The sequence below is a fragment of the Pseudomonas guariconensis genome (genome assembly GCF_040822035.1).
Lineage (GTDB): Bacteria > Pseudomonadota > Gammaproteobacteria > Pseudomonadales > Pseudomonadaceae > Aquipseudomonas > Aquipseudomonas guariconensis.
Genome location: NZ_CP162012.1, coordinates 1019262 through 1043684, shown reverse-complemented (window position 1 = coordinate 1043684; position 24423 = coordinate 1019262). Strand labels below are relative to the sequence as shown.

Here is a 24423-nt window from a genome sequence, read left to right as displayed (position 1 = left end):
ACACGCGTCCCTGCCGGGCGCAATAGCGGCGAACTATAGCACCGCTGCAATGCCGCCCCCAAGGCCATTGCAGGGGCTGTTCAGGCCCGCGACAGCAACCCAGGCAAACGAAAGATGAGGGTTTCGCACATTGCCGTTATAATCGGCACCTTTTTTACCAGACATTGCTTTCCGACATGAGCCAATCCAGCGAGCTGATCCAATCCGCCCAGCGCACCCTGCGCCTGGAACTCGAAGCCGTAGAGGGCCTGCTGCCCCGCATCGACGGCAATTTCGTCAAAGCTTGTGAGCTGATTCTGAACAGCAAAGGCAGAGTCGTCGTGCTCGGCATGGGCAAGTCGGGCCATATCGGCAACAAGATCGCCGCGACCCTCGCCAGCACCGGCACCCCAGCGTTTTTCGTGCACCCGGCCGAGGCCAGCCACGGCGACATGGGCATGATCACCCGCGACGATGTCATCCTGGCACTGTCCAACTCAGGCAGCACCGCCGAGATCGTTACCCTGCTGCCATTGATCAAGCGCCTGGGCATCCAGATGATCAGCCTCACTGGCAACCCGGACTCTCCCCTGGCCCAGGCCGCCGAGGTCAACCTTGATGCCAGCGTCGCCCAGGAGGCCTGCCCGCTCAATCTTGCGCCCACCTCCTCCACCACTGCCGCGCTGGTGCTGGGTGACGCCCTGGCCATCGCCCTGCTCGAGGCACGCGGGTTCACGGCCGAAGACTTCGCTTTCTCCCATCCGGGAGGCGCGCTGGGTCGCCGCCTGCTGCTGAAGGTGGAAAACGTCATGCACACCGGCGAAGCACTGCCGATCGTGCCGCGTGGCACCCTGCTCAAGGACGCCCTGGTAGAGATGTCGCGCAAGAGTTTGGTAGGCATGACCGTGGTCCTGGAGGCCGACGGCCGTCTGGCCGGGGTGTTCACCGACGGCGACCTGCGCCGCGCCCTGGAGCGCAACATCGATGTGCACAAGACCATCATCGACCAGGTGATGACCGTCCACGGCAAAACCGCACGCGCCGAGATGCTCGCCGCCGAGGCCTTGCGCATCATGGAAGACAACAAGATCAACGCGCTGGTGGTGGTCGACCAGAACGACCGCCCCACCGGCGCCTTGAACATGCATGACCTGCTGCGCGCAGGCGTGATGTGATGGAGTGCAATGCAATGAACCCGGATCTTCTGCAACGCGGCAAGGCCATCAAGCTGGCCGTGTTCGATGTCGATGGCGTGCTGACCGACGGACGTCTGTATTTCCTTGAAGACGGCAGCGAGTTCAAGACCTTCAACACCCTGGATGGCCACGGCATCAAGATGCTCATGGCTTCGGGCGTGACCACAGCGATCATCAGCGGGCGCAAGACCCCGGTGGTCGAGCGCCGAGCAAAAAACCTCGGCATCCCGCACCTGTTCCAGGGCCGCGAGGACAAACTGGTAGTGCTCGACAGCCTGCTCGCCGAACTGGGCCTAAGCTATGAACAGGTCGCCTACTTGGGCGATGACCTGCCAGACCTGCCGGTGATCCGCCGCGTAGGCCTTGGCATGGCGGTGGCAAGCGCCGCCCCGTTCGTTCGCCAGCACGCCCATGGCGTGACCCAGGCCCGCGGCGGCGAAGGTGCCGCACGCGAGTTCTGTGAACTGATCATGCAGGCCCAGGGCACCCTGGACGCTGCCAACGCCAACTACCTCTAAGGCCAGACATGTTCAGCAAGAAAGCCAGGAATATCGTGCTGCTCGGTGCGATCGCCGCACTGCTGGTGGCCGTCGGCTACTGGAACATCAGCCCCGAGAGTTTCCTCGAAAAGCCGGTGGCCCAGGTCGATGAGAATGCCATCGACTACTATGCGATCAATGCCCACAGCGTGCAGTACCTGCCTGATGGCAAGGTGCAATACGAAATGACCGCCGACAAGGTGGAGCACCTCAAGTCCAGCGAGATCACCCTGGTGACCACGCCGGACCTGCACATGTACCGGGGCACCCAGTATCCCTGGCACGTGCAGAGCGTGCGCGCCGAGGTCAACCCGGATGGCAGCGAGGTCGAGCTGATCGACAAGGTCCGGGTTGCCCGCACCGATGAAAAGCAGCGCGAAACGATCATCACCACCACCCGCATGACCGTCTTCCCGCAGAAGCAATATGCGCAGACCGAGCAAGCCGTTAGAATCGACGGCGCCGGTGGGACGACTACGGGCAAAGGAATGAAAGCGTATTTGAAAGACGGCAGGATGGACCTGCTGTCCAACGTAAGAGGACAGTATGAGGCTCGTTAACACCCTCCCCTTTTTGCTCAGCCTGAGCGCGGCACTGGGAAGCGCGAGCGCCTTGGCCCTGCCGAACGATCGTGACCAGCCTATCCGCATCCAGGCTGACAACGCTCACCTGGACGACAAGCAAGGCGTCGCCACCTACACCGGCGACGTGATCATCACCCAGGGTTCGATGATGATCAAAGGCAACACCGTGACCATCACCCGTGCCGCCTCCGGCGATATCGACGTGGTCACCTCGGTGGGCAACCTAGCCTACTTCGAGCAACAGCAGAGCGCCGCCAAACCCGACAAGATGAAAGGCTGGGGCGTGACCATCCAGTACCAGGCGCAAAAGGACATGGTGATCCTCACCGACCGCGCCAAGGTCGAGAACGAAGGCAACACCACTGAAGGCGAGAAGATCGTCTACAACACCAAGACCCAGGTGGCTACCGCCGGTCGTGGTGGCAATGTGACTTCACCACGTCAGCGTATCGACATGGTGATCCAGCCGAAGAAGAAGGCCGAGTAAATGGCAACCCTCAAAGCCCAGCACTTGGCCAAGAGCTACAAGAGCCGCCAGGTTGTCCGCGACGTCAGCCTGTCGATCGACAGCGGTCAGATCGTCGGCCTGCTCGGCCCCAACGGCGCCGGCAAGACCACCTGCTTCTACATGATCGTTGGCCTGGTCCGCGCCGACCAGGGACGCGTACTGATCGACAACCTGGACGTCAGCCACCAGCCCATGCACGGTCGCGCCCGCGCCGGCATCGGCTATCTGCCCCAGGAAGCCTCGATCTTCCGCAAGCTGTCGGTGGCCGACAACATCATGGCCATCCTCGAGACCCGCAAGGAGCTCGACCGTGACGGCCGCAGAAAGGAGCTGGAAAGCCTTCTGCAGGAATTCCACATCAGCCACATCCGCGACAACCTTGGCATGAGCCTCTCCGGTGGCGAACGCCGCCGGGTCGAGATCGCCCGCGCCCTGGCCACCGCACCGAAGTTCATCCTGCTGGACGAACCTTTCGCGGGTGTAGACCCGATCTCCGTTGGCGATATCAAACAGATCATCCACCACCTCAAGGCCAAGGGCATCGGGGTGCTGATCACCGACCACAACGTCCGTGAAACCCTTGATATCTGTGAAACCGCCTACATCGTCAATGATGGTCAGCTGATCGCCGAGGGCGACGCCGAGACCATCCTGGCCAACGATTTGGTCAAGGAGGTTTACCTGGGCCACGAGTTCCGACTTTAAAGGCCCGGAGTCTGCTTGGAGCACTGAAGGAAGTGACACAGTGCTCTAGGCAAACGCTACAATTTCAGGCATATAACTTGCTTAAAATTGGCGCCTCGGCGCCCTACGTGTAGTGGATGGCGCATGCGCGCCGGCGAACAAGGTATTAAGCCCCAGCCATGAAACCATCGCTCGTCCTAAAAATGGGCCAGCAACTGACGATGACCCCGCAGTTGCAACAGGCCATCCGTCTGCTCCAGCTATCCACCCTGGACCTGCAACAAGAAATCCAGGAAGCGCTGGAGTCCAATCCGATGCTCGAACGTCAGGAAGACGGCGACGACTTCGACAACAGCGACCCGATGGCCGACAACGCCGAAAGCAAGCCGGCTGCCGAAGCCCAAGAGAGCAGCTTCCAGGAAAGCACCAGCAGTGCCGAGAACCTGGAGGAAGGCGAATGGAACGAGCGCATCCCCAACGAATTACCCGTGGACACTGCCTGGGAAGACATCTACCAGACCAGTGCCAGCAACCTGCCCGCCAGCGATGACGACGAGTGGGACTTCACCACCCGCACTTCCGTCGGCGAAAGCCTGCAGAGCCATCTTCTGTGGCAACTCAACCTGGCGCCGATGTCCGACACCGACCGGCTGATCGCCGTGACCCTGATCGACAGCATCAACGAACAGGGTTACCTGGAGGACAGCCTCGAAGAAATCTGCGCAGGCTTCGACCCCGAACTGGATATCGAGCTCGACGAAGTCGAAGCGGTACTGCACCGCATCCAGCAATTCGAACCCGCAGGCATTGGCGCCCGCAGCCTTGGCGAGTGCCTGCTGCTGCAGCTACGTCAGCTTCCGGCGAACACCCCCTGGATGGCTGAGGCGCAGCGCCTGGTCACTGATTTCATCGACTTGCTCGGCAGCCGCGACTACAGCCAGCTGATGCGTCGCATGAAGATCAAGGAGGACGAGCTGCGCCAGGTCATCGAACTGGTGCAGAGCCTGAACCCGCGCCCTGGTTCGCAGATCGAGTCCAGCGAGCCCGAGTACGTGGTTCCCGACGTCATCGTGCGCAAGGACAGCGACCGCTGGCTGGTCGAACTGAACCAGGAAGCGATACCACGCCTGCGGGTCAACCCGCAGTATGCCGGCTTCGTCCGCCGCGCCGATACCAGCGCCGACAACACCTTCATGCGCAACCAGTTGCAAGAAGCGCGCTGGTTCATCAAGAGCCTGCAAAGTCGCAACGAGACGCTGATGAAGGTCGCCACCCAGATCGTCGAGCACCAGCGAGGCTTCCTGGACCATGGTGACGAGGCGATGAAGCCGCTGGTACTGCACGATATCGCCGAAGCGGTAGGCATGCACGAATCGACCATTTCCCGGGTCACCACGCAGAAATACATGCATACCCCGCGCGGTATCTACGAACTGAAATACTTTTTCTCGAGCCATGTAAGCACCTCCGAAGGCGGTGAATGCTCGTCTACGGCGATCCGCGCGATCATCAAGAAACTGGTTGCGGCGGAAAATCAGAAAAAGCCATTGAGTGACAGCAAGATCGCTGGTTTACTGGAGGCACAAGGCATCCAGGTAGCCCGTCGCACCGTCGCCAAGTACCGCGAGTCCCTCGGCATCGCACCGTCGAGTGAGCGCAAGCGACTGATGTAGCCCCTGGAAGAGCCATAGCGTTTCAGTGGCAGGTGCAATACCTGCCCTTTATGCACGGGCAACAAAGGAGAAGCTGTATGCAAGTCAACATCAGTGGACAGCATGTAGAAGTCACTCAACCACTGCGCGAGTATGTCCTTGAAAAGCTCGCCCGCGTGGAGGGGCATTTCGACAAGATCACCAACGTGACGGTGATCATGAAGGTCGAAAAACTGCAGCAGAAGGTGGAGGCCACACTCCAGATTCCCGGCGGTGAAGTGGTCGCCAATGCCGAACACCAAGACATGTATGCAGCGATCGACGCCCTGGCTGACAAGCTCGACCGCCAACTGAAAAAACATAAGGAAAAACAGCAAAGCCTGCTGCAAGGTGCAGCCGCCCGCTGATCCCTCTCATCCATGATCCGACTTGAAACCATCCTGACCCCCGGCCGTTCCCTCGTGAACGTGCCGGGCGGCAGTAAAAAGCGCGTGCTCCAGGAAATCGCCACCCTGATCGCCAGGGAAGTGCCCGAACTGGAGATGGAAGACGTATTCGAAAAACTGGTTGGCCGTGAAAAGCTCGGATCCACCGGTTTCGGCAACGGCATCGCCATCCCCCATTGTCGCCTCGAAGGCTGCACCGCTCCGGTCAGCGCCCTGCTGCACCTGGATGCCCCCATCGACTATGACGCCATCGATGGCGCGCCGGTGGATCTGCTGTTCGTCCTGCTTGTGCCAGAAGCCGCCACCGACGCCCACCTTGAACTGCTGCGCCAGATTGCCAGCATGCTCGATCGCAAGGAGGTCCGCGATCGCCTGCGTGCCGCCAACAGCAGCGAGGCCCTGTACCAGGTAGTCCTGGACGCACAGAACGAGCACTGAACATGCGCCTGATCATCGTCAGCGGCCGGTCTGGCTCCGGCAAAAGCACCGCCCTCGACGTGCTGGAAGACAACGGTTATTACTGCATCGACAACCTACCCGCCGGGCTATTGCCGCAGTTGGCAGAAAACGCGTTGATCAATACCGAACTGCTGCAACCCAAGGTGGCTGTCTCCATCGACGCGCGCAACCTGCCCAGTCACCTGACGCGCTTCCCCGAACTGCTTGAGGGCGCGCGAGCCCAGCATATCCAGTGCGACGTGCTGTATCTGGATGCCGACGAGGAGACCCTGCTCAAGCGCTTCTCCGAAACGCGTCGTCGACACCCGCTGACCAACGCCAATCGCTCCCTCGCCGAAGCGATCCGTGTCGAAAGCGAACTGCTGGGCCCGATCGCCGATCTGGCCGATCTCAAGATCGACACCACCAACCTCAACCTTTACCAGTTGCGCGACTCGATCAAGCTGCGTCTGCTCAATCAGCCCGAGCCAGGCACAGCGTTTCTGGTGGAGTCCTTTGGCTTCAAGCGCGGCATGCCCGTGGATGCCGATCTGGTGTTCGATGTCCGTTGCCTGCCTAATCCGTATTGGAAGCCCGAGCTACGCGAACACTCCGGGCTGGACCAGCCGGTAATCGACTACCTGGCCGCCCAACCGGATGTCGAAGAGATGTTCCAGGACATCTCCAGTTATCTGCTCAAATGGCTGCCTCGATTCGCCGCCAGCAATCGCGCCTATGTCACCATCGCGATTGGCTGCACAGGCGGTCACCACCGTTCTGTCTACCTGACCGAGCGCCTGGGCCAACTTTTGCAACCCACCCTGAAAAACGTCCAGGTCCGCCATCGCGACCTCTAGCCCACAGGATCCGCACCCCAATGCCCGCCCGCGAAATCACCATCATCAACAAGCTGGGGCTCCACGCCCGGGCGGCAGCCAAGTTCGTTGGCGTAGCCGGGCGCTTCCCCTGCCAGGTCAGGGTGGGGCGTGCGCCGGACAAAATGGTGGATGGCAAGAGCATCATGGCAGTGATGATGCTCGCCGCGGGCAAGGGCACCCAGGTGCACCTGATGACCGAGGGAGAACAGGACAATGAGGCCATGGACGCCTTGGTCGAGTTGATCAACAACTATTTCGACGAAGGCGAGTAATCCGCCGCGAAGGGCTCGAATCGAGCCGACCTGGCTGACCTTGCCGCGTAGCCGTACCGGCTCAGATCCAATTCTGGGATGGCAACATCCCCCACACAGAACAAAAGCAAAGGGCCGCTATGCGGCCCTGAGTTTCAATCGTCCCGCCTGCTGGCAGGTATCAGCTCCCCGCCACCGTCATCCGCTCGATCAGCACCGAGCCGCTATGAATATTGCTCCGGGTTTCGATATCACTGCCGATCGCTACGATCTGCTGGAACATGTCCTTCATGTTGCCGGCGATCGTCACCTCCTGGACGGGGAACTGGATCTCGCCATTCTCTACCCAGAAGCCCGCCGCGCCGCGGGAGTAATCCCCCGTCACCATGTTGAGGCCGTGCCCCATCAGTTCGGTCACCAGCAAGCCACGCCCCATGCGGCGGATCAGTGCGGCCTGGTCCTCCACCCCATGGGTGACGAACAGGTTATGCACACCACCAGCGTTGGCAGTACTTGGCAGTCCCAGCTTGCGTCCGGAATAGGTGCCCAGCAGGTAGGAGACCAGCTCGCCTTTTTCCACGAATGGCTTTGCATAGGTCGCCAGGCCATCGCCGTCGAAAGCTGCGCTTCCCAGGGCTCGCGGCAAGTGGGGACGTTCATCGAGCGTCAGCCAGGTAGGGAACAGACGCTGGCCGATAGCGCCATCAAGGAAGGAGGATTTACGGTACAGATTGCCGCCGGAGATGGCCGACAGGAAGCTGCCGAACAACCCGCCGGCCAGTTCCGCGGAAAACAGCACGGGCACCTCGCAGGTCGGCACCGGACGAGCACCCAGGCGGCTGGCGGCACGCTGTGCGGCGCGCTGCCCGATGCTACGCGGGTCGGCCAGCAATTGGCCCTGGCGATTGACGTCGTACCAGTAGTCACGCTGCATCTGTCCTTCGCCTTCGGCGATCATCACGCAGCTCAGGCTATGGCGCGTGGAGGCATAACCGCCGATGAAACCGTGGCTGTTGCCATAGACTCGGCAGCCTTGGTGGGTGTTCAGGGTCGTGCCATCGGCATTGAGGATGCGCGGGTCGGCATCGAAGGCTGCGGCCTCACAGGCCAATGCCATCTCGACGGCCTTTTCCGGCTCCAGGGCCCAATCATGGTAAAGGTCGAGATCAGGGATCTCGCGGGCCATCAGCGCCGCATCGGCCAGGCCTGCGCATTCATCCTCGGAGGTGTGCTGGGCAATGGCCAGCGCAGCCGCCACAGTCTCGCGAATCGCGTCCGGGCCGCTGGCCGATGTACTGGCCGAGCCTTTGCGCTGGCCAACATAAAGGGTGATACCAAAACCTTGATCGCGGTTGAACTCGACCGTCTCGACCTCACGTTGACGCACCGTAGTGGACAAGCCCTGCTCCAGCGACACCGCAACTTCGCAGGCGCTGGCGCCCTGGCGACGTGCTTCGGCGATGATCCCCTCGACCTGTTCCTGCAACGCCGGCAGGTCCTTGGGGCCTACGCTCTGGACTGCACTCATGGTTCTCTCCACTCGAAATTCTGCGTACGGCTAGGGTCATTCTACGACCGGGCCGGACAAGCGGCCCCCGACTGGTTATCATGGCGGCGATTTCTAGCGGACTGCCACCATGGTTGATTCTTACGACGACGCCTTCGACGGCGAAAAAAGCAAAACCCAGATCAAGCGCGAGCTGCATGCGCTGGTCGAGCTCGGAGAGCGCCTCACCACGCTCAAGGCCGATACCCTGGCTCGCCTGCCCCTGACCGACGAGCTGCGCCGGGCACTGGCCGAAGCCCACAAGCACACTGCTCATGGTGCTCGCAAACGCCATATGTCGTTCGTCGGCAAGCTGATGCGCGATCAGGACATCGATGCCATCCATGCCCTGCTCGAACAAATCGACAGCTCGAGCCGCCAGTACAACGAACGTTTCCATAACCTGGAGCGTTGGCGCGATCGCCTGGTCGATGGCAATGACGAAGACCTCGAGCGCTTCGTCAACGAGTATCCCGACACCGACCGCCAGCACCTGCGCTCGCTGATCCGTCATGCCCAGCACGAGAAGGCCCGGAACAAACCGCCGGCCGCCGCGCGCAAGGTCTTCAAATACATACGCGACCTCGACGAGACCCAACGGGGCCTGCGCTGAGGTCCTCGTCCCGGGGCTGACATGCAACCCCGGTGAAATCCCAAAGGACCGCAATGCGGTCCTTTACCCTTGTCACGCGCCTGTACCACCCACGGTGATCGCGTCCAGTTTCAGGGTCGGTTGGCCAACGCCTACCGGCACCGATTGCCCATCCTTGCCGCACGTCCCGACGCCGCTGTCCAAAGCCAGGTCGTTGCCGACCATCGAAACCCGGCTCATCGCCTCCGGACCATTGCCGATCAGGGTCGCACCCTTGACCGGCGCTGTGATCTTGCCATCCTCGATGAGGTAGGCCTCGCTGGTCGAGAACACGAACTTGCCGCTGGTGATATCAACCTGGCCACCACCGAGGTTGGCGCAGTAGATACCCTTTTTCACCGAGGCGATGATTTCCTGTGGGTCGCTGTCACCGGCGCGCATGTAGGTGTTGGTCATGCGCGGCATCGGCAGGTGGGCATAGGATTCGCGCCGTCCGTTGCCGGTGACCGCCATGCCCATCAGGCGTGCATTGAGCTTGTCTTGCATGTAGCCCTTGAGAATGCCGTTCTCGATCAACGTGGTGCACTCGGTCGGGGTCCCCTCGTCGTCCACGCTCAGCGAACCACGGCGCCCCTCGAGCGTGCCGTCGTCGACGATGGTGCACAGCGTCGAGGCCACCTGCTCGCCAATGCGCCCGCTGTAGGCCGAACTGCCCTTGCGGTTGAAGTCCCCTTCCAGGCCATGGCCCACCGCTTCATGCAGCAGTACGCCGGACCAGCCCGGGCCGAGGACCACCGGCAAGGTACCTGCCGGGGCCGGCTTGGCTTCGAGGTTGACCAGCGCCTGGCGAAGCGCCTCCCGGGCATACCCCATGACCCGCTCCTCGGTGAAATAGCGGTAGTCGGTACGCCCGCCTCCGCCTTGGCCACCGCGCTCGCGGCGACCGTTCTGCTCGACGATCACACTGACGTTGAAGCGCACCAGCGGGCGAACATCAGCTGCCAGGCTGCCATCGACCGCGGCCACCAGGATCCGTTCCCAGACCCCGGCCATGCTCACGGTGACCTGCTGGATACGTGGATCCAGAGCGCGAGTGGCCGCATCCACGCGCTTGAGCAGCTCGACTTTTTCGGCGCGACTGAGCACGTCCAGCGGATTGTCTGGAGCGTACAGGGCCACCACATCCTGGCTGCGGAAGGCCTGTACGCGGCCTTCCTGCCCAGCGCGTGAAATCGATCTCGCGGCACGGGCCGCCGAGGTAAGGGCCTCGAGGTTAATGGCATTACTGTAGGCGAAGCCGGTCTTCTCACCGGACTGAGCACGCACGCCCACGCCTTGGTCAAGGTTGAAACTGCCTTCCTTGACGATGCCGTCCTCCAGCGCCCAGGTCTCTGAAATCTGCCCCTGGAAGTACAGGTCGGCTGCATCGATACCGGGCCCCGCCAACTCGCCAAGCACAGCCTGCAGGCTGTCCAGGGTCAGTCCGCCCGGGGCCAGCAGCTGTTCGCTGACGGTGGATAACATCTGGCTCATAGTCACTCCGAGGTGTGCGCAGGCCGCAAGGCGTCCTGCGAGAAAAAGCGCCGGTGCAAGGCAACCGGCATTCGCGTCCGGATGGACGCCTGTTCTGCGCTGTCGCGCTCGGCCAGCAATACGCCTTCGCCGCGCGCCTGTTCGGCGATGATCCGTCCCCAAGGGTCGATGATCGCCGCATGACCATGGGTTTCCCGTGGTCCCGGATGAGTGCCGCCCTGGGCTGCCGCCAATAGGTAGCACTGGGTTTCGATCGCCCTCGCACGAATCAGCACTTCCCAATGGGCCGCGCCGGTCACAGCGGTGAAGGCCGCCGGAGCGCTGATCAGTTCCGCACCGGCCTCGCGCAAGGCGCTGTACAGCTCGGGAAAGCGCAAGTCGTAGCACACCGTGAGACCCAGACGACCGACCGGCGTATCGGCGACCACCACCTGGCTGCCGTGGGCATAGTCATCGGACTCACGATAGCGCCCGCGGCTGTCAGCCACATCCACATCGAACAAGTGCAGCTTGTCGTAACGCGCCGCGACCTCACCGTCCTCGTCGATCAGCAAAGAGCAGGCATGGGCCTTTGCATCTGGCTGGTCGGCAGGCGGCAATGGCAGGGTGCCGGCCACAATCCATAACCTGAGGTCGCGGGCCGTGCGTTTCAACCAGGGCAGGATCGGGCCCTGACCAAGGGCTTCGGCGTGGCCGATCGCCGCCGCATCGCGCCGCCCCATGGCGGCGAAGTTCTCCGGCAGCACCGCCAGCCGGGCGCCGCCGTCGGCAGCCTGCTCCAACAGAGCCCTGGCGCGCTGCAGGTTGGCCAGCACATCGTCCTGGCTGACCATCTGGATGACCGCTGACTTCATTAGCGTTTCTCGAAAGGTTTCACAAAGGTCATTCTAGGCTCTTTCCAGGGCCCCTCGATGCGGTAGTTCACGCTGGCAAAGCGCGACACACGATCACCGATCAGCCGGTCCACCAGGAACAGGGCGCCACCGACAGCCGGTGCGCCGACGATCAAGGCGGCTAGCGGCAGGTTGTTGGTGACCGGCAAGGTCACCTGCAGGTTTGCATCGACGCGATCGCTCACCAGGTCCAACGTGCCATCGAGTTCGAAGTTGCTCGAGGGGCCTTTGATAGTGATCGGCTCGCGGGTCACATAGACCCCCTGGCTTGCTACCAGCAAGCCCTTGACCCGGTCGTAGGCCAGGCCTTTGTCGAACAGATCGGAGAAGTCCAGGCGTAGACGCCGACCAATGGAGTTGAAGTTGAGCAGGCCGAATACCCGCAGTGCCTGGGCACTGCCTTCGACTTCGACGAACTGACCGGAGCGCAAGGCGGCATCCAGGCTTCCGGAGAAACGCTTGAGCGCCACCCACGCCGGCGAGCCAGGCCAGCGACCATCCACGTCGAGGCGGAAATCACGGCTGGTGGCGGTGGGCGCGAAGCCCCACGCCTTGAGTACGTCGGCCAGGTTCTTGCCCTCCAGGCGGCCTTTGTACCAGCTGCCGGTACTCCCTGGCTCGCCTTCCCAGCCACCGCTTCCATCGATACGCAGGCCTTTAAGGTCCAGGTCGACGTCATCGAAAATCATGCCGCGCGGTGTAGGGCGCAGTTTGACCGCCAGGCTACCGAACAGGTCATCTCCGCGGTACAGCTTGTCGATCGTCACATCCAGGGCCGGCACCTTGCGCGGGTCGAAATCGGCGAGCGGGTCCGGCGCATCCTCAGGCTGCTTGCCCGCAGGATCCCCAGGCGGCAGGCGCAAGGTTTGCAATCTGACGACAATCGGCGCCGACTTGGCATCGGGAAGGCGCGCGTTGCCAATGACCTCCCGGCTGTCCAGACGCGCGTCCCAGGCACCACTGCCACGGGCCAGACGCACGACCGCCTGGTTCAGATCGAGGCCAAACGCCTTGAGCTGGCCAATGCTCAAGTCCACGCCCTGCAGGTTCTGCCGGGCATTGCCGCCTGGATCTTGACCTGCGAAGCGCTCCATTTGCGCTTGCCAGGGTGCAATATCCAGCGATTCGATCCGCCCCCGCACCCGCAGGCCCTGGCCAGACGGCAGCTGTGCGGTGCCACCGCCCAGCAGCAGCTCCCCGCGCCCCTGGGCCAGCGTGGCGGCTGGTGCAGCATAGGCGAAGCGGGCAAGCTCACCGTAGCTGGCATCGATACGCCGTTCAGGCCCTTTGAGCGTCATGCTGAAACGGCTGTCGCGGGTGTCCTGAGTGGCCTTGCCGAATGGGGCAGGCAGATCGATTGCCAGGCCTTTGAGCGAGGAGTTGACGCTCAGCCGGTTATCGCGACTGCCCAGGTTGATTTGTAACTGGAAGGGGAGATCGCCTGATGCGGGCAGCGGCTGGGTGAATTTCAGCCAGTCGGTCAGTGCCTTGAGGGGCATCTGGCCACTGGCATCGATGCGGGTCTGGATCTGACCGGGCTTGCCCTCAGCGAAAATCTGCGCGGTGACCGGTTTGCCGAAAGCCTGCAAGGTGATGCTCTTGCCACTTAGGCCTTTGTCCAGATCAAAGCTGAAGTCGCCTTTCAAACGGTTCAACTCCAGGCTCGGCGGGGCGACCTTCAGGCGCGCATCGGCGGTGGCGAAATCGACCTGCACCTTGGGGTGCTCGCCATGGGCCAGGGGAATATCGAGCTTGACCTTACCCTTGAGCGGCCCTTCGCCCTCCCAACCGGCAAACATCTCGCCAGTGCCGATCGGAGCCTCTTGGAGAATCTTCAAGCCATCGCTCAGACGACCATCGAAATCCCCATCAAGGTACAGATGGCTGTGCTCGCCAGCCGCCACATGAGGGATATCGACGCTGACATCACTGACCTGGGTGTCGAGCAGTTGTCCATGCCGGGCCTTGATGCGCACGCCGCTGTCCTCGATCAGCACATCGCCATCGACCTGCTGCACCTGCGGCCAGCCGGGCTGGAAGTCCAGCGCCGCATCGTGCACCTTGAAGAACAGGCTGATGCTCCGCGCTTCGGGCGATGCGCCATGGTTCAGCGAGCCTTGATACTGGAAATAGCCTTCATCGACGTTGCCTTTGACGATAGCGCTGCGCAGCCACTCGTCCAGGGCAGGACTGAGCACCTCGGGCAGGTACTTGGCAGTGTAGCGCCCGTCACCTTCGGTCAGGCCGACGCGCAAATCCATGTAATCCTCGCGGCCTTCCTCGAACAACAAGCGGATGAGGAAGTCAGCGGCAATCTTGCCTTCTTCACCCAGCACCTTGATGTAAGGGGCGATCAGGGTGAAGCCTTCCTGGTCCAGGCGCCAGGTGAGCCGTGCGTTGGCCTTCTGGTAGTGCCAGGGTTTGGCGAAGATGGGATACAGATGCAACATGAAGGCGTCGGTATCCAGGCGCAGTTCGCCTTTGCCCAGGTCGCCGCTGATGCTACCGCTCACGTTACCGGCTGCCGGGGCGCCGTGATAGGCATCGAAGCCGACCTTCTCGAGGTTGGCGGCGAACTGCAGGCGCTGGTCTCCCTCAGCCTTGGGGCGCACGTCCAGGCGCACATTGCGCAGCGCTCCGGTGACCTTTAGGGCGTCTACCACGGCCATGAGTTTTTCCGGCAACGGCGCCAGCCCTTGGACCAGCGGCGTCAGCGGCGTCAGGTCAAGCCGGTCGGCCTGGATCTGCCAGCTTTCCTGGTTCGCCTCCTCGCCGACCTGCTGCTTGAGCTGTACATGGGTTTCCCAACGCTGCTTGCCGATGCTGACGGCCAACGAATCGACCACACCTTCGAAACCGTCCTTGCCGCGCTGGAGCCAGGCGGTCAAAGCCAGGTTATCGAGGGTCACCGCTTTGCGCTCGCTGTAGGCACCGCGCAGCTGCGGCGCATTGAGCCGCACTACCGCCCGTTGCAACTGGCCCCGCCCCCAATCGACCCAGAATTCTCCCCCCGCCCGCAAGGTACGAGCCTTCCACTGCCCCAACAGACGTGGCGGCAGCCAGCGGGCCCAATCGCTTTGCGGCAGGCTCAGGTAGGCTTCGAATTCACCGTCGCGCCAGGCCTGGGCATTGGCGCGGCTATGCACATTGATGGCCATGGGCTGACCATCCGGCAATGTCGCGCGAAGATCCAGAGCCTGGCGGGACGCACCGGCCTGCAAACCCAGGCTCACATAGGTGAGGGTCAGAGGATCGCGTTGCCAGGGATGGAGGGTCACCTGACTGTCGAAGACATCGACCCTGCCCAGTTGTCGCAAGCGTTGCAGGACCTGGGCGGGGTCCAAAGGCGTATCGTCCTTGCGGGGCAACCCTTCGAGCGCCCATGCGCCCTGTTCGTCCTCACGCAGGATCAGTTGCAGACCGCCCAGCTGGATACGCGCCAGACGCAGTTCGCGCGCTTTGAGGCTGGCCCACAGGTCAGGAACGGCCTTGACTTCATCCAGGCGCAATGCCGAGGCGCCCTCGCCCACTTGCAGGTCGCGCACCCGCAGCACCGGTGCCAGGCCACTCCAGCGTCCCTCGAGGGCACCGACATGCACCGGCAGCCCCAAGGCTTGCTCGGCCTTGCTTTCTACTTCGGCACGGTATTCGGCCACCAAGGGGACCAGTTCCCGACCGAGGCTGACGTACAGCGCCACCAGCACCGCCAGCAGGGCGCAGAATCCCAGCCCCCAGCGGGTCAAGGCGCCTAGAACGTGGGTCAGACGTCCCATGGCCATGGCCCTCCAAGTCGTGCCTTAACTATGGCTCGGTACCGTGGCTTTGCCAGCACGCCCGACCGCATAAAGGTTTCAGAACGAGTCAGAGCAGCACCACATCGTATTGTTCCTGCGAGTACATGGATTCGACCTGGAAGCGAATGGTCCGACCGATGAAAGCCTCCAGTTCGGCAACGTTGCCGGACTCCTCGTCCAGCAGGCGATCGACGACTTTCTGATTGGCCAGAACCCGGTAACCCTCGGCCTGGTATGCCCGGGCCTCACGGAGGATCTCCCGGAAAATTTCGTAACACACGGTCTCGGGCGTCTTCAGCTTGCCGCGCCCCTGGCACGCGATGCAGGGCTCGCACAGCACTTGCTCGAGGCTTTCACGGGTGCGCTTGCGGGTCATCTGAACCAAGCCCAGCTCAGTGATGCCGATGATGTTGGTCTTGGCGTGATCCCGCTCGAGCTGCTTCTCCAGGGTGCGCAGCACCTGGCGCTGATGCTCCTCGTCCTCCATGTCGATGAAGTCGATGATGATGATCCCGCCGATGTTGCGCAGGCGCAGTTGTCTGGCAATGGCAGTAGCCGCTTCGAGATTGGTCTTGAAGATGGTCTCTTCGAGGTTGCGATGGCCGACGAAGGCACCGGTGTTGACATCGATCGTGGTCATCGCCTCGGCAGGATCGACCACCAGATAGCCACCGGACTTGAGCGGCACCTTGCGCTCCAGGGCGCGCTGGATCTCGTCCTCGACGCCATACAAGTCGAAGATCGGCCGCTCGCCCGGATAGTGTTCGAGGCGGTCGGCGATCTCAGGCATCAGTTCGGCGACGAACTGCGTGGTTTTCTGGAAGGTTTCTCGAGAATCGATGCGGATCTTCTCAATCTTCGGATTGACCAGGTCGCGCAGGGTGCGCAAGGCCAGTCCCAGATCCTCGTAGATGACCAACGGGGCACCGCAAGTCTGGATCTGGCTGCCGATCTGCTCCCACAAGCGACGCAGGTAACGGATGTCCTGGAGGATTTCGTCGGTGCGGGCGCCCTCGGCGGCGGTACGCAGGATGAAGCCACCAGCGTCCTTGATGTCTTCTTTTTCCACGCAATCGCTGACCACTTGCTTGAGGCGCTCGCGCTCGGCCTCATCCTCGATTTTCAGGGAAATACCCACGTGGCTGCTGCGTGGCATGTATACCAGGTAGCGCGACGGGATCGACAACTGGGTGGTCAGGCGGGCGCCCTTGGTGCCGATCGGATCCTTCGTCACCTGGACCACCAGCGCCTGGCCTTCATGGACCAAGGCGGTGATGTTCTCCACCGCCGAACCTTCACGTTGGGAGATTTCCGAGGCGTGGATGAAGGCAGCGCGTTCCAAGCCTATGTCGACGAAAGCCGCCTGCATGCCGGGCAGGACGCGTACCACTTTGCCTTTGTAGATGTTGCCGACAATGCCCCGACGCTGTGTGCGCTCGACGTGGACCTCTTGCAGGACACCGTTTTCCACCACTGCCACACGTGATTCCATCGGGGTGATGTTGATCAGGATCTCTTCACTCATGGCAGGCTCTCGTCAAAGGTGTTCGGTAATGATGGATCGCGGTCGAGTAGCTGGCTAGCGCGGCGCTGGAACCTCGTGCTGTTGCCAGCAGGCAATCGCGAACTGCCCGAGCAGATCGGCGGTTTCGCTCAAAGGCAGGCCGACCACGGCCGAGTAGCTGCCGGTAAGACCGGTGACGAAGACCGCACCAAGGCCCTGGATGGCATAGCCACCGGCCTTGTCCTGCGGTTCGCCACTGGCCCAATAGCGCTCGGCCTCGCTTGCGCCGATCGCACGGAAACGCACGGTGCTCGCCACGCAGGCGCTCAGGCACCGCTGGCCATCGGTCAAGGCGACGGCGGTGAGCACCTGGTGCTCGCGATCGGAAAGTTCGGCCAGCATGGCCAGGGAATGTTCACGGTTTTCGGGCTTGCCGAGGATGCGGCCATCGAGCACCACGGCGGTGTCGGCCCCCAACACCACCCCAGCGCCTTGAACCTGGGCGAGGCCTGCAGCCGCCTTGGCCCGGGCCAGACGCTCGACATAATCGGCAGCGCCTTCGCCTGGTAGCGGAGTTTCATCGATGGGGGCAGCGACCAGGGTGAACGGGACGCCTATCTGAGCCAGCAGTTCACGACGGCGTGGCGAGCCTGAGGCCAGGTACAGCGGGGTCATGTCGACATCTCCCTGTCAGATTCGGCGTTGCCGTCAGTTGATGTGCAAGCGTCGGCGCAAATCGCGCAGGGCAAAGCTGATCCATGGCCAGAGCAAGGCACTGATGACCGCCGACCAGACCAACGCAAGCGTGGGCAGGCGGTTACCGGTCAGGGCGCTGAGCCACAGCTGGATCAGCTGGGCGATGCCGAAGATCACCAGGATCACCAGGCTCTGCTGCCACATGGGATACATACGCAGGCGCTGTTGCAAGGACAGTACCAGGAACGTGATCAGCGTCAGGATCAGGGCGTTCTGCCCTAACAGGGTGCCGTACAGCACATCCTCTGCCAGACCGAGAATGAATGCAGTGGTCATGCCGACCTTGTTGGGCACCGCCAAGGTCCAGAAGGACACCAGCATGGCCAGCCACATGGGCCGGAACACTTCCATGAACTGGGGCATTGGCGAAACGCTGAGCAACAGGCCGATGATGAATGTCAGCCAGATCACCCAGCCGTTCTTGCTGCGGGAGCGAGCCATCATTGTCTCCGGGAGGGGGGCGGTGCTGCGGGAGCCGATGCCGGCGCGGCAGGGGCAGCAGCAGGTGCAGGGACCACAGGCGCGGCGGGGGCGGCCGCTGGGGCAGGTGTCGTGGCAGGCGTACCCTGCCCGCCTTCGCCGGTACCCTGGCCGTTGGTGCCCGTCGCGCCTTTGCGATCGGCCTCTTCCTGGGCGATCCCGGCATCGGTAGCACGCTGCTCGGCCGTGCGCCGGTCGCTGAACACCAGCAACATGTAGCGGCTGCGGTTGAGCGCGGCGGTGGGAATCGCGCGCACGATCGCAAATGGCTGACCGGAATCGTGGATCACTTCGTTGACGGTGGCCACCGGGTAACCTGCAGGGAAGCGCTGGCCCATCCCGGAGCTGACCAGCAGGTCGCCCTCTTTGATGTCAGCCGTGTCAGCCACATGACGCAGCTCCAGACGCTCCGGGTTGCCGGTGCCGCTGGCGATGGCCCGTAGGCCGTTGCGGTTGACCTGGACCGGAATGCTGTGAGTGGTGTCGGTCAGCAACAGAACGCGCGAGGTGTAAGGCATCAACTCGACCACCTGCCCCATCAGGCCACGGGCATCGAGCACCGGCTGACCAAGGAACACGCCGTCACGCTCGCCCTTGTTGATGAGGATGCGGTGAGTGAAGGGGTTGGGGTCCACGCCGATAAGTTCGGCCACTTCGACCTTCTCATTGACCAGCGCCGAGGAGTTCAGCAATTCGCGCAACCGCACGTTCTGCTCGGTCAGGGCCGCCAGCTTCTGCAGCCGCCCTTGCAGCAACAGGGCTTCGGTCTTGAGTTTTTCGTTTTCCGCGATCAATTCGGTACGGCTGCCGAACTGGCTGGCCACACCCTGCCACAGGCGTTGCGGCAAGTCGGTGACCCAATAGGATTCCATCAGTACCAGCCCCATCTGGCTGCGCACTGGCTTGAGCACCGCGAAGCGCGAATCGACCACCATCAGCGCGACCGACAGCACCACCAGTACCAGGAGACGAACGCCCAGCGAGGGGCCCTTGGAGAAAAGCGGTTTAATGGGCCGTTCCTCGTGGACGACGATTCAGGAGGTCATTGGACATGAAGCAATGCACCGGCCTGCTTGCGGGTTAACGGAAACGACGCCCGGACGGACGCCAGCCCAGCGCATACAGGTAGCACTGTGCGTGCTACCTGTAAACCGGGCGAACACAATCCATGCGTGCATGGACCGTATGGGATCACTCGCTGGAGAGCAGATCCATGGCGTGCTTGTCCATCATCTCCAGTGCACGACCACCACCGCGGGCAACGCAGGTCAGAGGATCTTCGGCGACGATCACCGGCAGGCCGGTTTCCTGGGCCAGCAGCTTGTCGAGGTCGCGCAGCAGCGCACCGCCACCGGTCAACACCAGGCCACGTTCGGCGATGTCCGAAGCCAGCTCTGGCGGCGACTGCTCCAGGGCGCTCTTGACCGCCTGGACGATGGTTGCCAGGGATTCCTGCAGGGCTTCGAGCACCTCATTGGAGTTGAGGGTGAAGGCCCGCGGCACGCCTTCAGCCAGGTTACGGCCACGAACGTCGACTTCGCGAATTTCGCCGCCCGGGTAGGCGGTGCCGATTTCCTGTTTGATGCGCTCGGCGGTGGATTCGCCGATCAGGCTGCCATAGTTGCGGCGTACGTAAGTCACGATGGCTTCGTCGAAGCGATCACCACCTACCCGCACGGATTCGGCGTAGACCACGCCGTTCAGGGAAATCAGCGCGATCTCCGTGGTGCCACCGCCGATGTCCACGACCATCGAGCCGCGGGCTTCCTCTACCGGCAGGCCGGCACCAATGGCTGCGGCCATCGGTTCTTCGATCAGGAACACCTCACGGGCACCGGCTCCCAGGGCGGACTCGCGAATGGCGCGGCGCTCTACCTGGGTCGATTTGCACGGCACGCAGATCAGCACACGCGGGCTGGGCTGCAGGAAGCTGTTCTCGTGAACCTTGTTGATGAAGTACTGCAGCATTTTTTCACAAACGCTGAAATCGGCGATCACGCCGTCCTTCATCGGACGAATGGCAGCGATGTTGCCAGGCGTACGGCCCAGCATGCGCTTGGCCTCGGTACCGACCGCGACGACGCTTTTCTGGTTGCCGTGGGTACGAATGGCAACGACCGAGGGTTCATTCAGGACGATACCGCGCTCACGCACGTAGATAAGGGTGTTGGCAGTACCCAGGTCGATGGACAGATCGCTGGAAAACATGCCACGCAGTTTCTTGAACATGGGAAAGTGACCCTAGGCAAAGCGTGGGTAAAAAAGTGCGGCAAACTCTAACAATGGCGGGGATTTTGGGCAAGGAGCCAATATGTTAAATTGGCAGTTTTTCCGAGCACGCCAGCAGATGATCGCGGCCGTATGACCATCGATCGGCTGGCATGTTCCTCACCACGGACCCTATCCGTTCCGTTTTTCCTGGAGATCCCCATGGCGCTTCAACGCTGCGACGTGGAAAAGATCGCCCATCTGGCCCGCCTGGGCCTGAATGAAGGCGAACTGCCACGCATTACCGATGCCTTGAACAGTATTCTCGGGCTGGTCGACCAGATGCAAGCCGTCGACACCAACGGCATCGAACCCCTGGCCCACCCTCTGGAGGCCAGCCAGCGTCTGCGCCCCGACCAGGTTACCGAAAGCAATCAGCGTGACCGCTACCAGGCCATCGCCCCGGCGACCGAAAACGGCCTGTACCTGGTTCCGAAAGTCATCGAGTAAGGGAAACAGCCTGCCATGCATCAATTGACCCTGGCCGAGATCACCCGTGGACTCGCCGACAAGTCGTTTTCCTCCGAAGAGCTGACCGGCGCCCTGCTGGCGCGCATCAAGCAGCTCGACCCTCAGATCAACAGTTTCATCAGCATTACCGAAGAGCAGGCCCTGCAACAGGCCCGCGCCGCCGACGCCCGTCGCGCTGCCGGCGAGAACAGCCCCCTGCTCGGCGCACCGATCGCCCACAAGGACCTGTTCTGCACCAACGGCATCCGCACCAGCTGCGGCTCGAAGATGCTCGACAACTTCAAGGCGCCCTATGATGCCACCGTGGTCGCCAAGCTGGCCGAAGCCGGCATGGTCACCCTGGGCAAGACCAACATGGACGAGTTCGCCATGGGCTCGGCCAACGAATCCAGCCACTATGGCCCAGTGAAGAACCCCTGGAACCTCGAGCACGTCCCCGGCGGTTCTTCGGGTGGTTCCGCCGCTGCAGTGGCCGCGCGCCTGCTGCCGGCCGCCACCGGCACCGACACCGGCGGTTCGATCCGCCAGCCGGCTGCACTGACCAACCTCACCGGTCTGAAGCCGACCTACGGTCGCGTCTCGCGCTGGGGCATGATCGCCTACGCCTCGAGCCTCGACCAAGGCGGCCCGATGGCTCGCACCGCCGAGGACTGCGCCTTGCTGCTGCAGGGCATGGCCGGCTTCGACGCCAAGGACTCCACCAGCATCGACGAGCCGGTGCCGGACTACAGCGCCAGCCTGAATGCACCGCTCGAAGGCCTGCGCATCGGCTTGCCGAAGGAATACTTCGGTGCCGGCCTCGACCCACGCATCGCCGACCTGATCCAGGCCAGCGTCAAGGAGCTCGAAAAGCTCGGCGCGGTGATCAAGGAAATCAGCCTGCCGAACATGCAGCACGCGATCCCGGCGTACTACGTGATCGCGCCCGCCGAGGCCTCCTCCAACCTGTCGCGTTTCGACGGCGTGCGCTTCGGCTACCGCTGCGAGGAGCCCAAGGACCTCACCGACCTGTACAAGCGCTCCCGCGGCGAAGGCTTCGGCATCGAAGTGCAACGGCGCATCATGGTCGGCACCTACGCCCTGTCGGCTGGCTATTACGACGCCTACTACGTCAAGGCGCAGCAGATCCGCCGACTGATCAAGAACGACTTCATGGCCGCCTTCGAGCAGGTCGACGTAATCCTCGGCCCAACCACGCCGAACCCGGCCTGGAAGCTCGGCGCCAAGAGCAGCGACCCGGTCGCCGCCTACCTGGAAGACGTCTACACCATTACCGCCAACCTGGCCGGCCTGCCGGGCCTGTCGATGCCAGCCGGCTTCGTCGAAGGCCTGCCGGTCGGCGTGCAGCTGCTGGCGCCGTACTTCCAGGAAGGCCGCCTGCTCAACGTCGCGCACCGTTACCAGCAAGTCACCGACTGGCACACCCGCGCCCCTAACGGCTTCTGAGGAATTCACACATGCAATGGGAAGTTGTGATCGGGCTGGAGATTCATACCCAGCTCGCCACCCAGTCGAAGATCTTCTCCGGCAGCGCCACCACCTTCGGCTCCGAGCCGAACACCCAGGCCAGCCTGGTCGACCTCGGCATGCCCGGCGTTCTGCCGGTGCTGAACCAGGAAGCCGTGCGCATGGCCTGCATGTTCGGCCTGGCGATCGACGCCGAAATCGGCAAGCGCAACGTGTTCGCGCGCAAGAACTACTTCTACCCGGACCTGCCCAAGGGCTACCAGATCAGCCAGATGGACCTACCGATCGTCGGCAAGGGCCACCTGGACATCGCCCTGGAAGACGGCACCATCAAGCGCATCGGCATCACCCGCGCGCACTTGGAGGAAGACGCCGGCAAGAGCCTGCACGAAGACTTCAGCGGCTCCACCGGCATCGACCTGAACCGCGCCGGTACGCCACTGCTGGAAATCGTCTCCGAACCGGACATGCGCAGCGCCAAGGAAGCCGTGGCCTACGTCAAGGCAATCCACGCCCTGGTCCGCTACCTGGGTATCTGCGACGGCAACATGGCCGAAGGCTCGCTGCGCTGCGACTGCAACGTTTCGGTCCGCCCGAAAGGCCAGACCGAGTTCGGCACCCGCTGCGAGATCAAGAACGTCAACTCGTTCCGCTTCATCGAGCGTGCGATCAACAGCGAGATCCAACGCCAGATCGATCTCATCGAGGACGGCGGCAAGGTTGTCCAGGAAACCCGTCTGTACGACCCGAACAAAGACGAAACGCGCTCGATGCGCAGCAAGGAGGAGGCCAACGACTACCGTTACTTCCCCGACCCGGACCTGCTGCCAGTGGTGATCGAGGACGCCTTCCTCGAAGCTACCCGCGCCAGCCTGCCGGAACTGCCGCAGCAGAAAGTCGAGCGTTTCCAGAGCCAGTACGGCCTGTCGGCCTATGACGCCAACGTATTGGCAGCTAGCCGCGAACAGGCCGACTACTTCGAGGAAGTCGCCCGCATCGGTGGCGACGCCAAGCTCGCCGCCAACTGGGTGATGGTCGAGCTGGGCAGCCTGCTCAACAAGCTGGGGGTGGAGATCGACCAAGCCCCCGTCACTGCCGAGCAGCTCGGCGGCATGCTGCTGCGCATCCGTGACAACACCATCAGCGGCAAGATCGCCAAGACGGTGTTCGAGGCCATGGCCGCCGGTGAAGGCGACGCTGACAGCATCATCGAAAGCAAAGGCCTCAAGCAGGTGACCGACACCGGTGCGATCGACAAGATGCTCGACGAGATGCTCGCTGCCAACGCCGAACAGGTCGAACAGTACCGCGCCGCCGACGAGGCCAAGCGTGGCAAGATGTTCGGCTTCTTCGTCGGCCAGGCAATGAAGGCATCCAAGGGCAAAGCCAACCCGGGGCAAGTGAACCAATTGCTCAAAGCCAAGCTCGAAGGGTGATTCTGTTCTGGGGCTGCTAGGCAGCCCAACGCAGGCATCGCCAGCTTCCACAGGAGATATAGCCGCTATCCTGTGGACGTTGGCGAAGCAGGCGATGGGGTGCGTAGCGCCCTGAAACCGCAGTCCTGGAGCTTTCGACTTGATCAAGCGTTCCCTCGGCACCCTCGCCCTCTTTTCCCTGCTGGCCGGCTGCGCCAGTCACGATATCGATTCCCGCGGTTACGACCAGACCGGCACTGCCTCTTATTACGGCTCCCGTCACCACGGCAAACGCACCGCCAGCGGCGAACCCTTCAACCAGCATGGCCTGACCGCCGCCCACCGCAGCCTGCCTTTTGGCAGCCGCGTACTGGTGACCAACCTGAGCAACAAGCGCAGCGTCGTCGTGCGTATCAACGACCGCGGCCCGCACACGCGAGGCCGACTGATCGACCTGTCACGGGCTGCCGCAGAAAAAATCGGGATGATCCGTAGCGGAACGGCGCGCGTCCGGGTACAAGGGCTGAGCGACTGATCTGACAGGAGTCC

24 protein-coding genes are annotated in these 24423 nt (G+C 62.6%); 15 read left to right on the top strand and 9 right to left on the bottom strand.

Features of this window, described 5'->3' with window-relative positions; all coding sequences use genetic code 11:
- The first annotated feature begins 176 nt into the window (after positions 1 to 176).
- The 10 genes from AB1N67_RS04720 (at position 177) to AB1N67_RS04675 (ending at position 7176) form a co-directional block, all read left to right on the top strand.
- On the top strand, positions 177 to 1154 hold the full coding sequence (locus tag AB1N67_RS04720; protein WP_043213283.1) for an SIS domain-containing protein: 978 nt from the start codon (positions 177 to 179) through the stop codon (positions 1152 to 1154).
- A 14-nt stretch (positions 1155 to 1168) separates the two neighbouring features.
- Entirely contained in the window at positions 1169 to 1693 is a 525-nt protein-coding gene (locus AB1N67_RS04715; RefSeq protein ID WP_043213281.1) for an HAD family hydrolase, read from the top strand.
- An 8-nt stretch (positions 1694 to 1701) separates the two neighbouring features.
- Positions 1702 to 2274: an LPS export ABC transporter periplasmic protein LptC gene (gene lptC / locus AB1N67_RS04710; RefSeq protein ID WP_043213277.1), complete on the top strand. Its 573-nt coding sequence runs from the start codon at positions 1702 to 1704 to the stop codon at positions 2272 to 2274.
- Entirely contained in the window at positions 2261 to 2785 is a 525-nt protein-coding gene (lptA, locus tag AB1N67_RS04705; RefSeq protein WP_043213272.1) for a lipopolysaccharide transport periplasmic protein LptA, read from the top strand. The genes lptC and lptA overlap by 14 nt, the downstream gene beginning before the upstream one ends.
- Positions 2786 to 3511 carry an LPS export ABC transporter ATP-binding protein gene (gene lptB / locus AB1N67_RS04700; protein WP_043213270.1) on the top strand — a complete coding sequence of 242 codons (726 nt, stop codon included), beginning with the start codon at positions 2786 to 2788 and terminating at the stop codon, positions 3509 to 3511.
- Positions 3512 to 3669: 158 nt separating this feature from the next.
- A complete protein-coding gene (locus AB1N67_RS04695; protein WP_090346613.1) occupies positions 3670 to 5163 on the top strand; it encodes an RNA polymerase factor sigma-54 in 1494 nt (497 codons plus the stop codon).
- Between the two features lie 77 nt (positions 5164 to 5240).
- Positions 5241 to 5549, top strand: a complete 309-nt coding sequence (gene raiA / locus AB1N67_RS04690; RefSeq protein ID WP_043213265.1) for a ribosome hibernation-promoting factor, HPF/YfiA family — start codon at positions 5241 to 5243, stop codon at positions 5547 to 5549.
- 12 nt (positions 5550 to 5561) lie between these two features.
- Positions 5562 to 6026 carry a PTS IIA-like nitrogen regulatory protein PtsN gene (gene ptsN, locus AB1N67_RS04685; RefSeq protein WP_043213263.1) on the top strand — a complete coding sequence of 155 codons (465 nt, stop codon included), beginning with the start codon at positions 5562 to 5564 and terminating at the stop codon, positions 6024 to 6026.
- A 2-nt stretch (positions 6027 to 6028) separates the two neighbouring features.
- Complete coding sequence (gene rapZ / locus AB1N67_RS04680) at positions 6029 to 6883, top strand: RNase adapter RapZ (protein WP_070577108.1); 855 nt, start codon at positions 6029 to 6031, stop codon at positions 6881 to 6883.
- A gap of 20 nt (positions 6884 to 6903) precedes the next feature.
- On the top strand, positions 6904 to 7176 hold the full coding sequence (locus AB1N67_RS04675; RefSeq protein ID WP_043213258.1) for an HPr family phosphocarrier protein: 273 nt from the start codon (positions 6904 to 6906) through the stop codon (positions 7174 to 7176).
- A 160-nt stretch (positions 7177 to 7336) separates the two neighbouring features.
- Here the strand turns inward: AB1N67_RS04675 and pmbA are convergent, their stop codons facing one another.
- On the bottom strand, positions 7337 to 8683 hold the full coding sequence (gene pmbA / locus AB1N67_RS04670; protein ID WP_367863565.1) for a metalloprotease PmbA: 1347 nt from the start codon (positions 8681 to 8683) through the stop codon (positions 7337 to 7339).
- A gap of 109 nt (positions 8684 to 8792) precedes the next feature.
- Between pmbA and yjgA the strand changes: the two genes are divergently transcribed.
- Positions 8793 to 9314 carry a ribosome biogenesis factor YjgA gene (gene yjgA, locus AB1N67_RS04665; RefSeq protein WP_043213253.1) on the top strand — a complete coding sequence of 174 codons (522 nt, stop codon included), beginning with the start codon at positions 8793 to 8795 and terminating at the stop codon, positions 9312 to 9314.
- Positions 9315 to 9386: 72 nt separating this feature from the next.
- On the opposite strand, the gene tldD is transcribed toward yjgA, so the two are convergent.
- From tldD to mreB, 8 genes are all read right to left on the bottom strand, one after another.
- Positions 9387 to 10826, bottom strand: a complete 1440-nt coding sequence (tldD, locus tag AB1N67_RS04660) for a metalloprotease TldD (RefSeq protein ID WP_043213252.1) — start codon at positions 10824 to 10826, stop codon at positions 9387 to 9389.
- Between the two features lie 2 nt (positions 10827 to 10828).
- Positions 10829 to 11680: a carbon-nitrogen hydrolase family protein gene (locus AB1N67_RS04655; RefSeq protein WP_090346610.1), complete on the bottom strand. Its 852-nt coding sequence runs from the start codon at positions 11678 to 11680 to the stop codon at positions 10829 to 10831.
- Positions 11680 to 15498, bottom strand: a complete 3819-nt coding sequence (locus tag AB1N67_RS04650; RefSeq protein ID WP_324723262.1) for a YhdP family protein — start codon at positions 15496 to 15498, stop codon at positions 11680 to 11682. The genes AB1N67_RS04655 and AB1N67_RS04650 overlap by 1 nt, the downstream gene beginning before the upstream one ends.
- A gap of 82 nt (positions 15499 to 15580) precedes the next feature.
- The gene (gene rng / locus AB1N67_RS04645; protein ID WP_043213244.1) at positions 15581 to 17038 is read right to left on the bottom strand and encodes a ribonuclease G; all 1458 of its coding nucleotides are present in this window, start codon (positions 17036 to 17038) and stop codon (positions 15581 to 15583) included.
- A 54-nt stretch (positions 17039 to 17092) separates the two neighbouring features.
- Entirely contained in the window at positions 17093 to 17692 is a 600-nt protein-coding gene (locus AB1N67_RS04640) for a nucleoside triphosphate pyrophosphatase (RefSeq protein ID WP_043213242.1), read from the bottom strand.
- Between the two features lie 33 nt (positions 17693 to 17725).
- Positions 17726 to 18214, bottom strand: a complete 489-nt coding sequence (gene mreD / locus AB1N67_RS04635) for a rod shape-determining protein MreD (RefSeq protein ID WP_043213239.1) — start codon at positions 18212 to 18214, stop codon at positions 17726 to 17728.
- Complete coding sequence (gene mreC / locus AB1N67_RS04630) at positions 18214 to 19287, bottom strand: rod shape-determining protein MreC (protein WP_197971104.1); 1074 nt, start codon at positions 19285 to 19287, stop codon at positions 18214 to 18216. Before mreC ends, mreD begins: the two co-directional genes overlap by 1 nt.
- A 157-nt stretch (positions 19288 to 19444) precedes the next feature.
- Complete coding sequence (mreB, locus tag AB1N67_RS04625; protein WP_039575577.1) at positions 19445 to 20482, bottom strand: rod shape-determining protein MreB; 1038 nt, start codon at positions 20480 to 20482, stop codon at positions 19445 to 19447.
- Positions 20483 to 20683: 201 nt separating this feature from the next.
- Between mreB and gatC the strand changes: the two genes are divergently transcribed.
- The 4 genes from gatC to AB1N67_RS04605 all read left to right on the top strand — a co-directional run bounded on the left by gatC (position 20684) and on the right by AB1N67_RS04605 (position 24409).
- Positions 20684 to 20971 (top strand): Asp-tRNA(Asn)/Glu-tRNA(Gln) amidotransferase subunit GatC, encoded by a 288-nt coding sequence (gatC, locus tag AB1N67_RS04620; protein ID WP_043213235.1) that lies wholly within the window; start codon positions 20684 to 20686, stop codon positions 20969 to 20971.
- Between the two features lie 15 nt (positions 20972 to 20986).
- Positions 20987 to 22438 carry an Asp-tRNA(Asn)/Glu-tRNA(Gln) amidotransferase subunit GatA gene (gene gatA / locus AB1N67_RS04615; protein ID WP_043213233.1) on the top strand — a complete coding sequence of 484 codons (1452 nt, stop codon included), beginning with the start codon at positions 20987 to 20989 and terminating at the stop codon, positions 22436 to 22438.
- A gap of 11 nt (positions 22439 to 22449) precedes the next feature.
- Positions 22450 to 23895: an Asp-tRNA(Asn)/Glu-tRNA(Gln) amidotransferase subunit GatB gene (gatB, locus tag AB1N67_RS04610; protein ID WP_043213231.1), complete on the top strand. Its 1446-nt coding sequence runs from the start codon at positions 22450 to 22452 to the stop codon at positions 23893 to 23895.
- Positions 23896 to 24034: 139 nt separating this feature from the next.
- Positions 24035 to 24409, top strand: coding sequence for a septal ring lytic transglycosylase RlpA family protein (locus AB1N67_RS04605; RefSeq protein WP_090346600.1), 375 nt, complete (start codon positions 24035 to 24037; stop codon positions 24407 to 24409).
- The last annotated feature ends 14 nt before the right edge of the window (positions 24410 to 24423 follow it).

Coding starts and splice junctions, on each gene's coding strand:
- AB1N67_RS04720 (WP_043213283.1), top strand. CDS start 177: ATGAGCCAATCCAGCGAGCTGATCCAATCCGCCCAGCGCACCCTGCGC.
- AB1N67_RS04715 (WP_043213281.1), top strand. CDS start 1,169: ATGAACCCGGATCTTCTGCAACGCGGCAAGGCCATCAAGCTGGCCGTG.
- lptC (WP_043213277.1), top strand. CDS start 1,702: ATGTTCAGCAAGAAAGCCAGGAATATCGTGCTGCTCGGTGCGATCGCC.
- lptA (WP_043213272.1), top strand. CDS start 2,261: ATGAGGCTCGTTAACACCCTCCCCTTTTTGCTCAGCCTGAGCGCGGCA.
- lptB (WP_043213270.1), top strand. CDS start 2,786: ATGGCAACCCTCAAAGCCCAGCACTTGGCCAAGAGCTACAAGAGCCGC.
- AB1N67_RS04695 (WP_090346613.1), top strand. CDS start 3,670: ATGAAACCATCGCTCGTCCTAAAAATGGGCCAGCAACTGACGATGACC.
- raiA (WP_043213265.1), top strand. CDS start 5,241: ATGCAAGTCAACATCAGTGGACAGCATGTAGAAGTCACTCAACCACTG.
- ptsN (WP_043213263.1), top strand. CDS start 5,562: ATGATCCGACTTGAAACCATCCTGACCCCCGGCCGTTCCCTCGTGAAC.
- rapZ (WP_070577108.1), top strand. CDS start 6,029: ATGCGCCTGATCATCGTCAGCGGCCGGTCTGGCTCCGGCAAAAGCACC.
- AB1N67_RS04675 (WP_043213258.1), top strand. CDS start 6,904: ATGCCCGCCCGCGAAATCACCATCATCAACAAGCTGGGGCTCCACGCC.
- pmbA (WP_367863565.1), bottom strand. CDS start 8,683: ATGAGTGCAGTCCAGAGCGTAGGCCCCAAGGACCTGCCGGCGTTGCAG.
- yjgA (WP_043213253.1), top strand. CDS start 8,793: ATGGTTGATTCTTACGACGACGCCTTCGACGGCGAAAAAAGCAAAACC.
- tldD (WP_043213252.1), bottom strand. CDS start 10,826: ATGAGCCAGATGTTATCCACCGTCAGCGAACAGCTGCTGGCCCCGGGC.
- AB1N67_RS04655 (WP_090346610.1), bottom strand. CDS start 11,680: ATGAAGTCAGCGGTCATCCAGATGGTCAGCCAGGACGATGTGCTGGCC.
- AB1N67_RS04650 (WP_324723262.1), bottom strand. CDS start 15,498: ATGGCCATGGGACGTCTGACCCACGTTCTAGGCGCCTTGACCCGCTGG.
- rng (WP_043213244.1), bottom strand. CDS start 17,038: ATGAGTGAAGAGATCCTGATCAACATCACCCCGATGGAATCACGTGTG.
- AB1N67_RS04640 (WP_043213242.1), bottom strand. CDS start 17,692: ATGACCCCGCTGTACCTGGCCTCAGGCTCGCCACGCCGTCGTGAACTG.
- mreD (WP_043213239.1), bottom strand. CDS start 18,214: ATGGCTCGCTCCCGCAGCAAGAACGGCTGGGTGATCTGGCTGACATTC.
- mreB (WP_039575577.1), bottom strand. CDS start 20,482: ATGTTCAAGAAACTGCGTGGCATGTTTTCCAGCGATCTGTCCATCGAC.
- gatC (WP_043213235.1), top strand. CDS start 20,684: ATGGCGCTTCAACGCTGCGACGTGGAAAAGATCGCCCATCTGGCCCGC.
- gatA (WP_043213233.1), top strand. CDS start 20,987: ATGCATCAATTGACCCTGGCCGAGATCACCCGTGGACTCGCCGACAAG.
- gatB (WP_043213231.1), top strand. CDS start 22,450: ATGCAATGGGAAGTTGTGATCGGGCTGGAGATTCATACCCAGCTCGCC.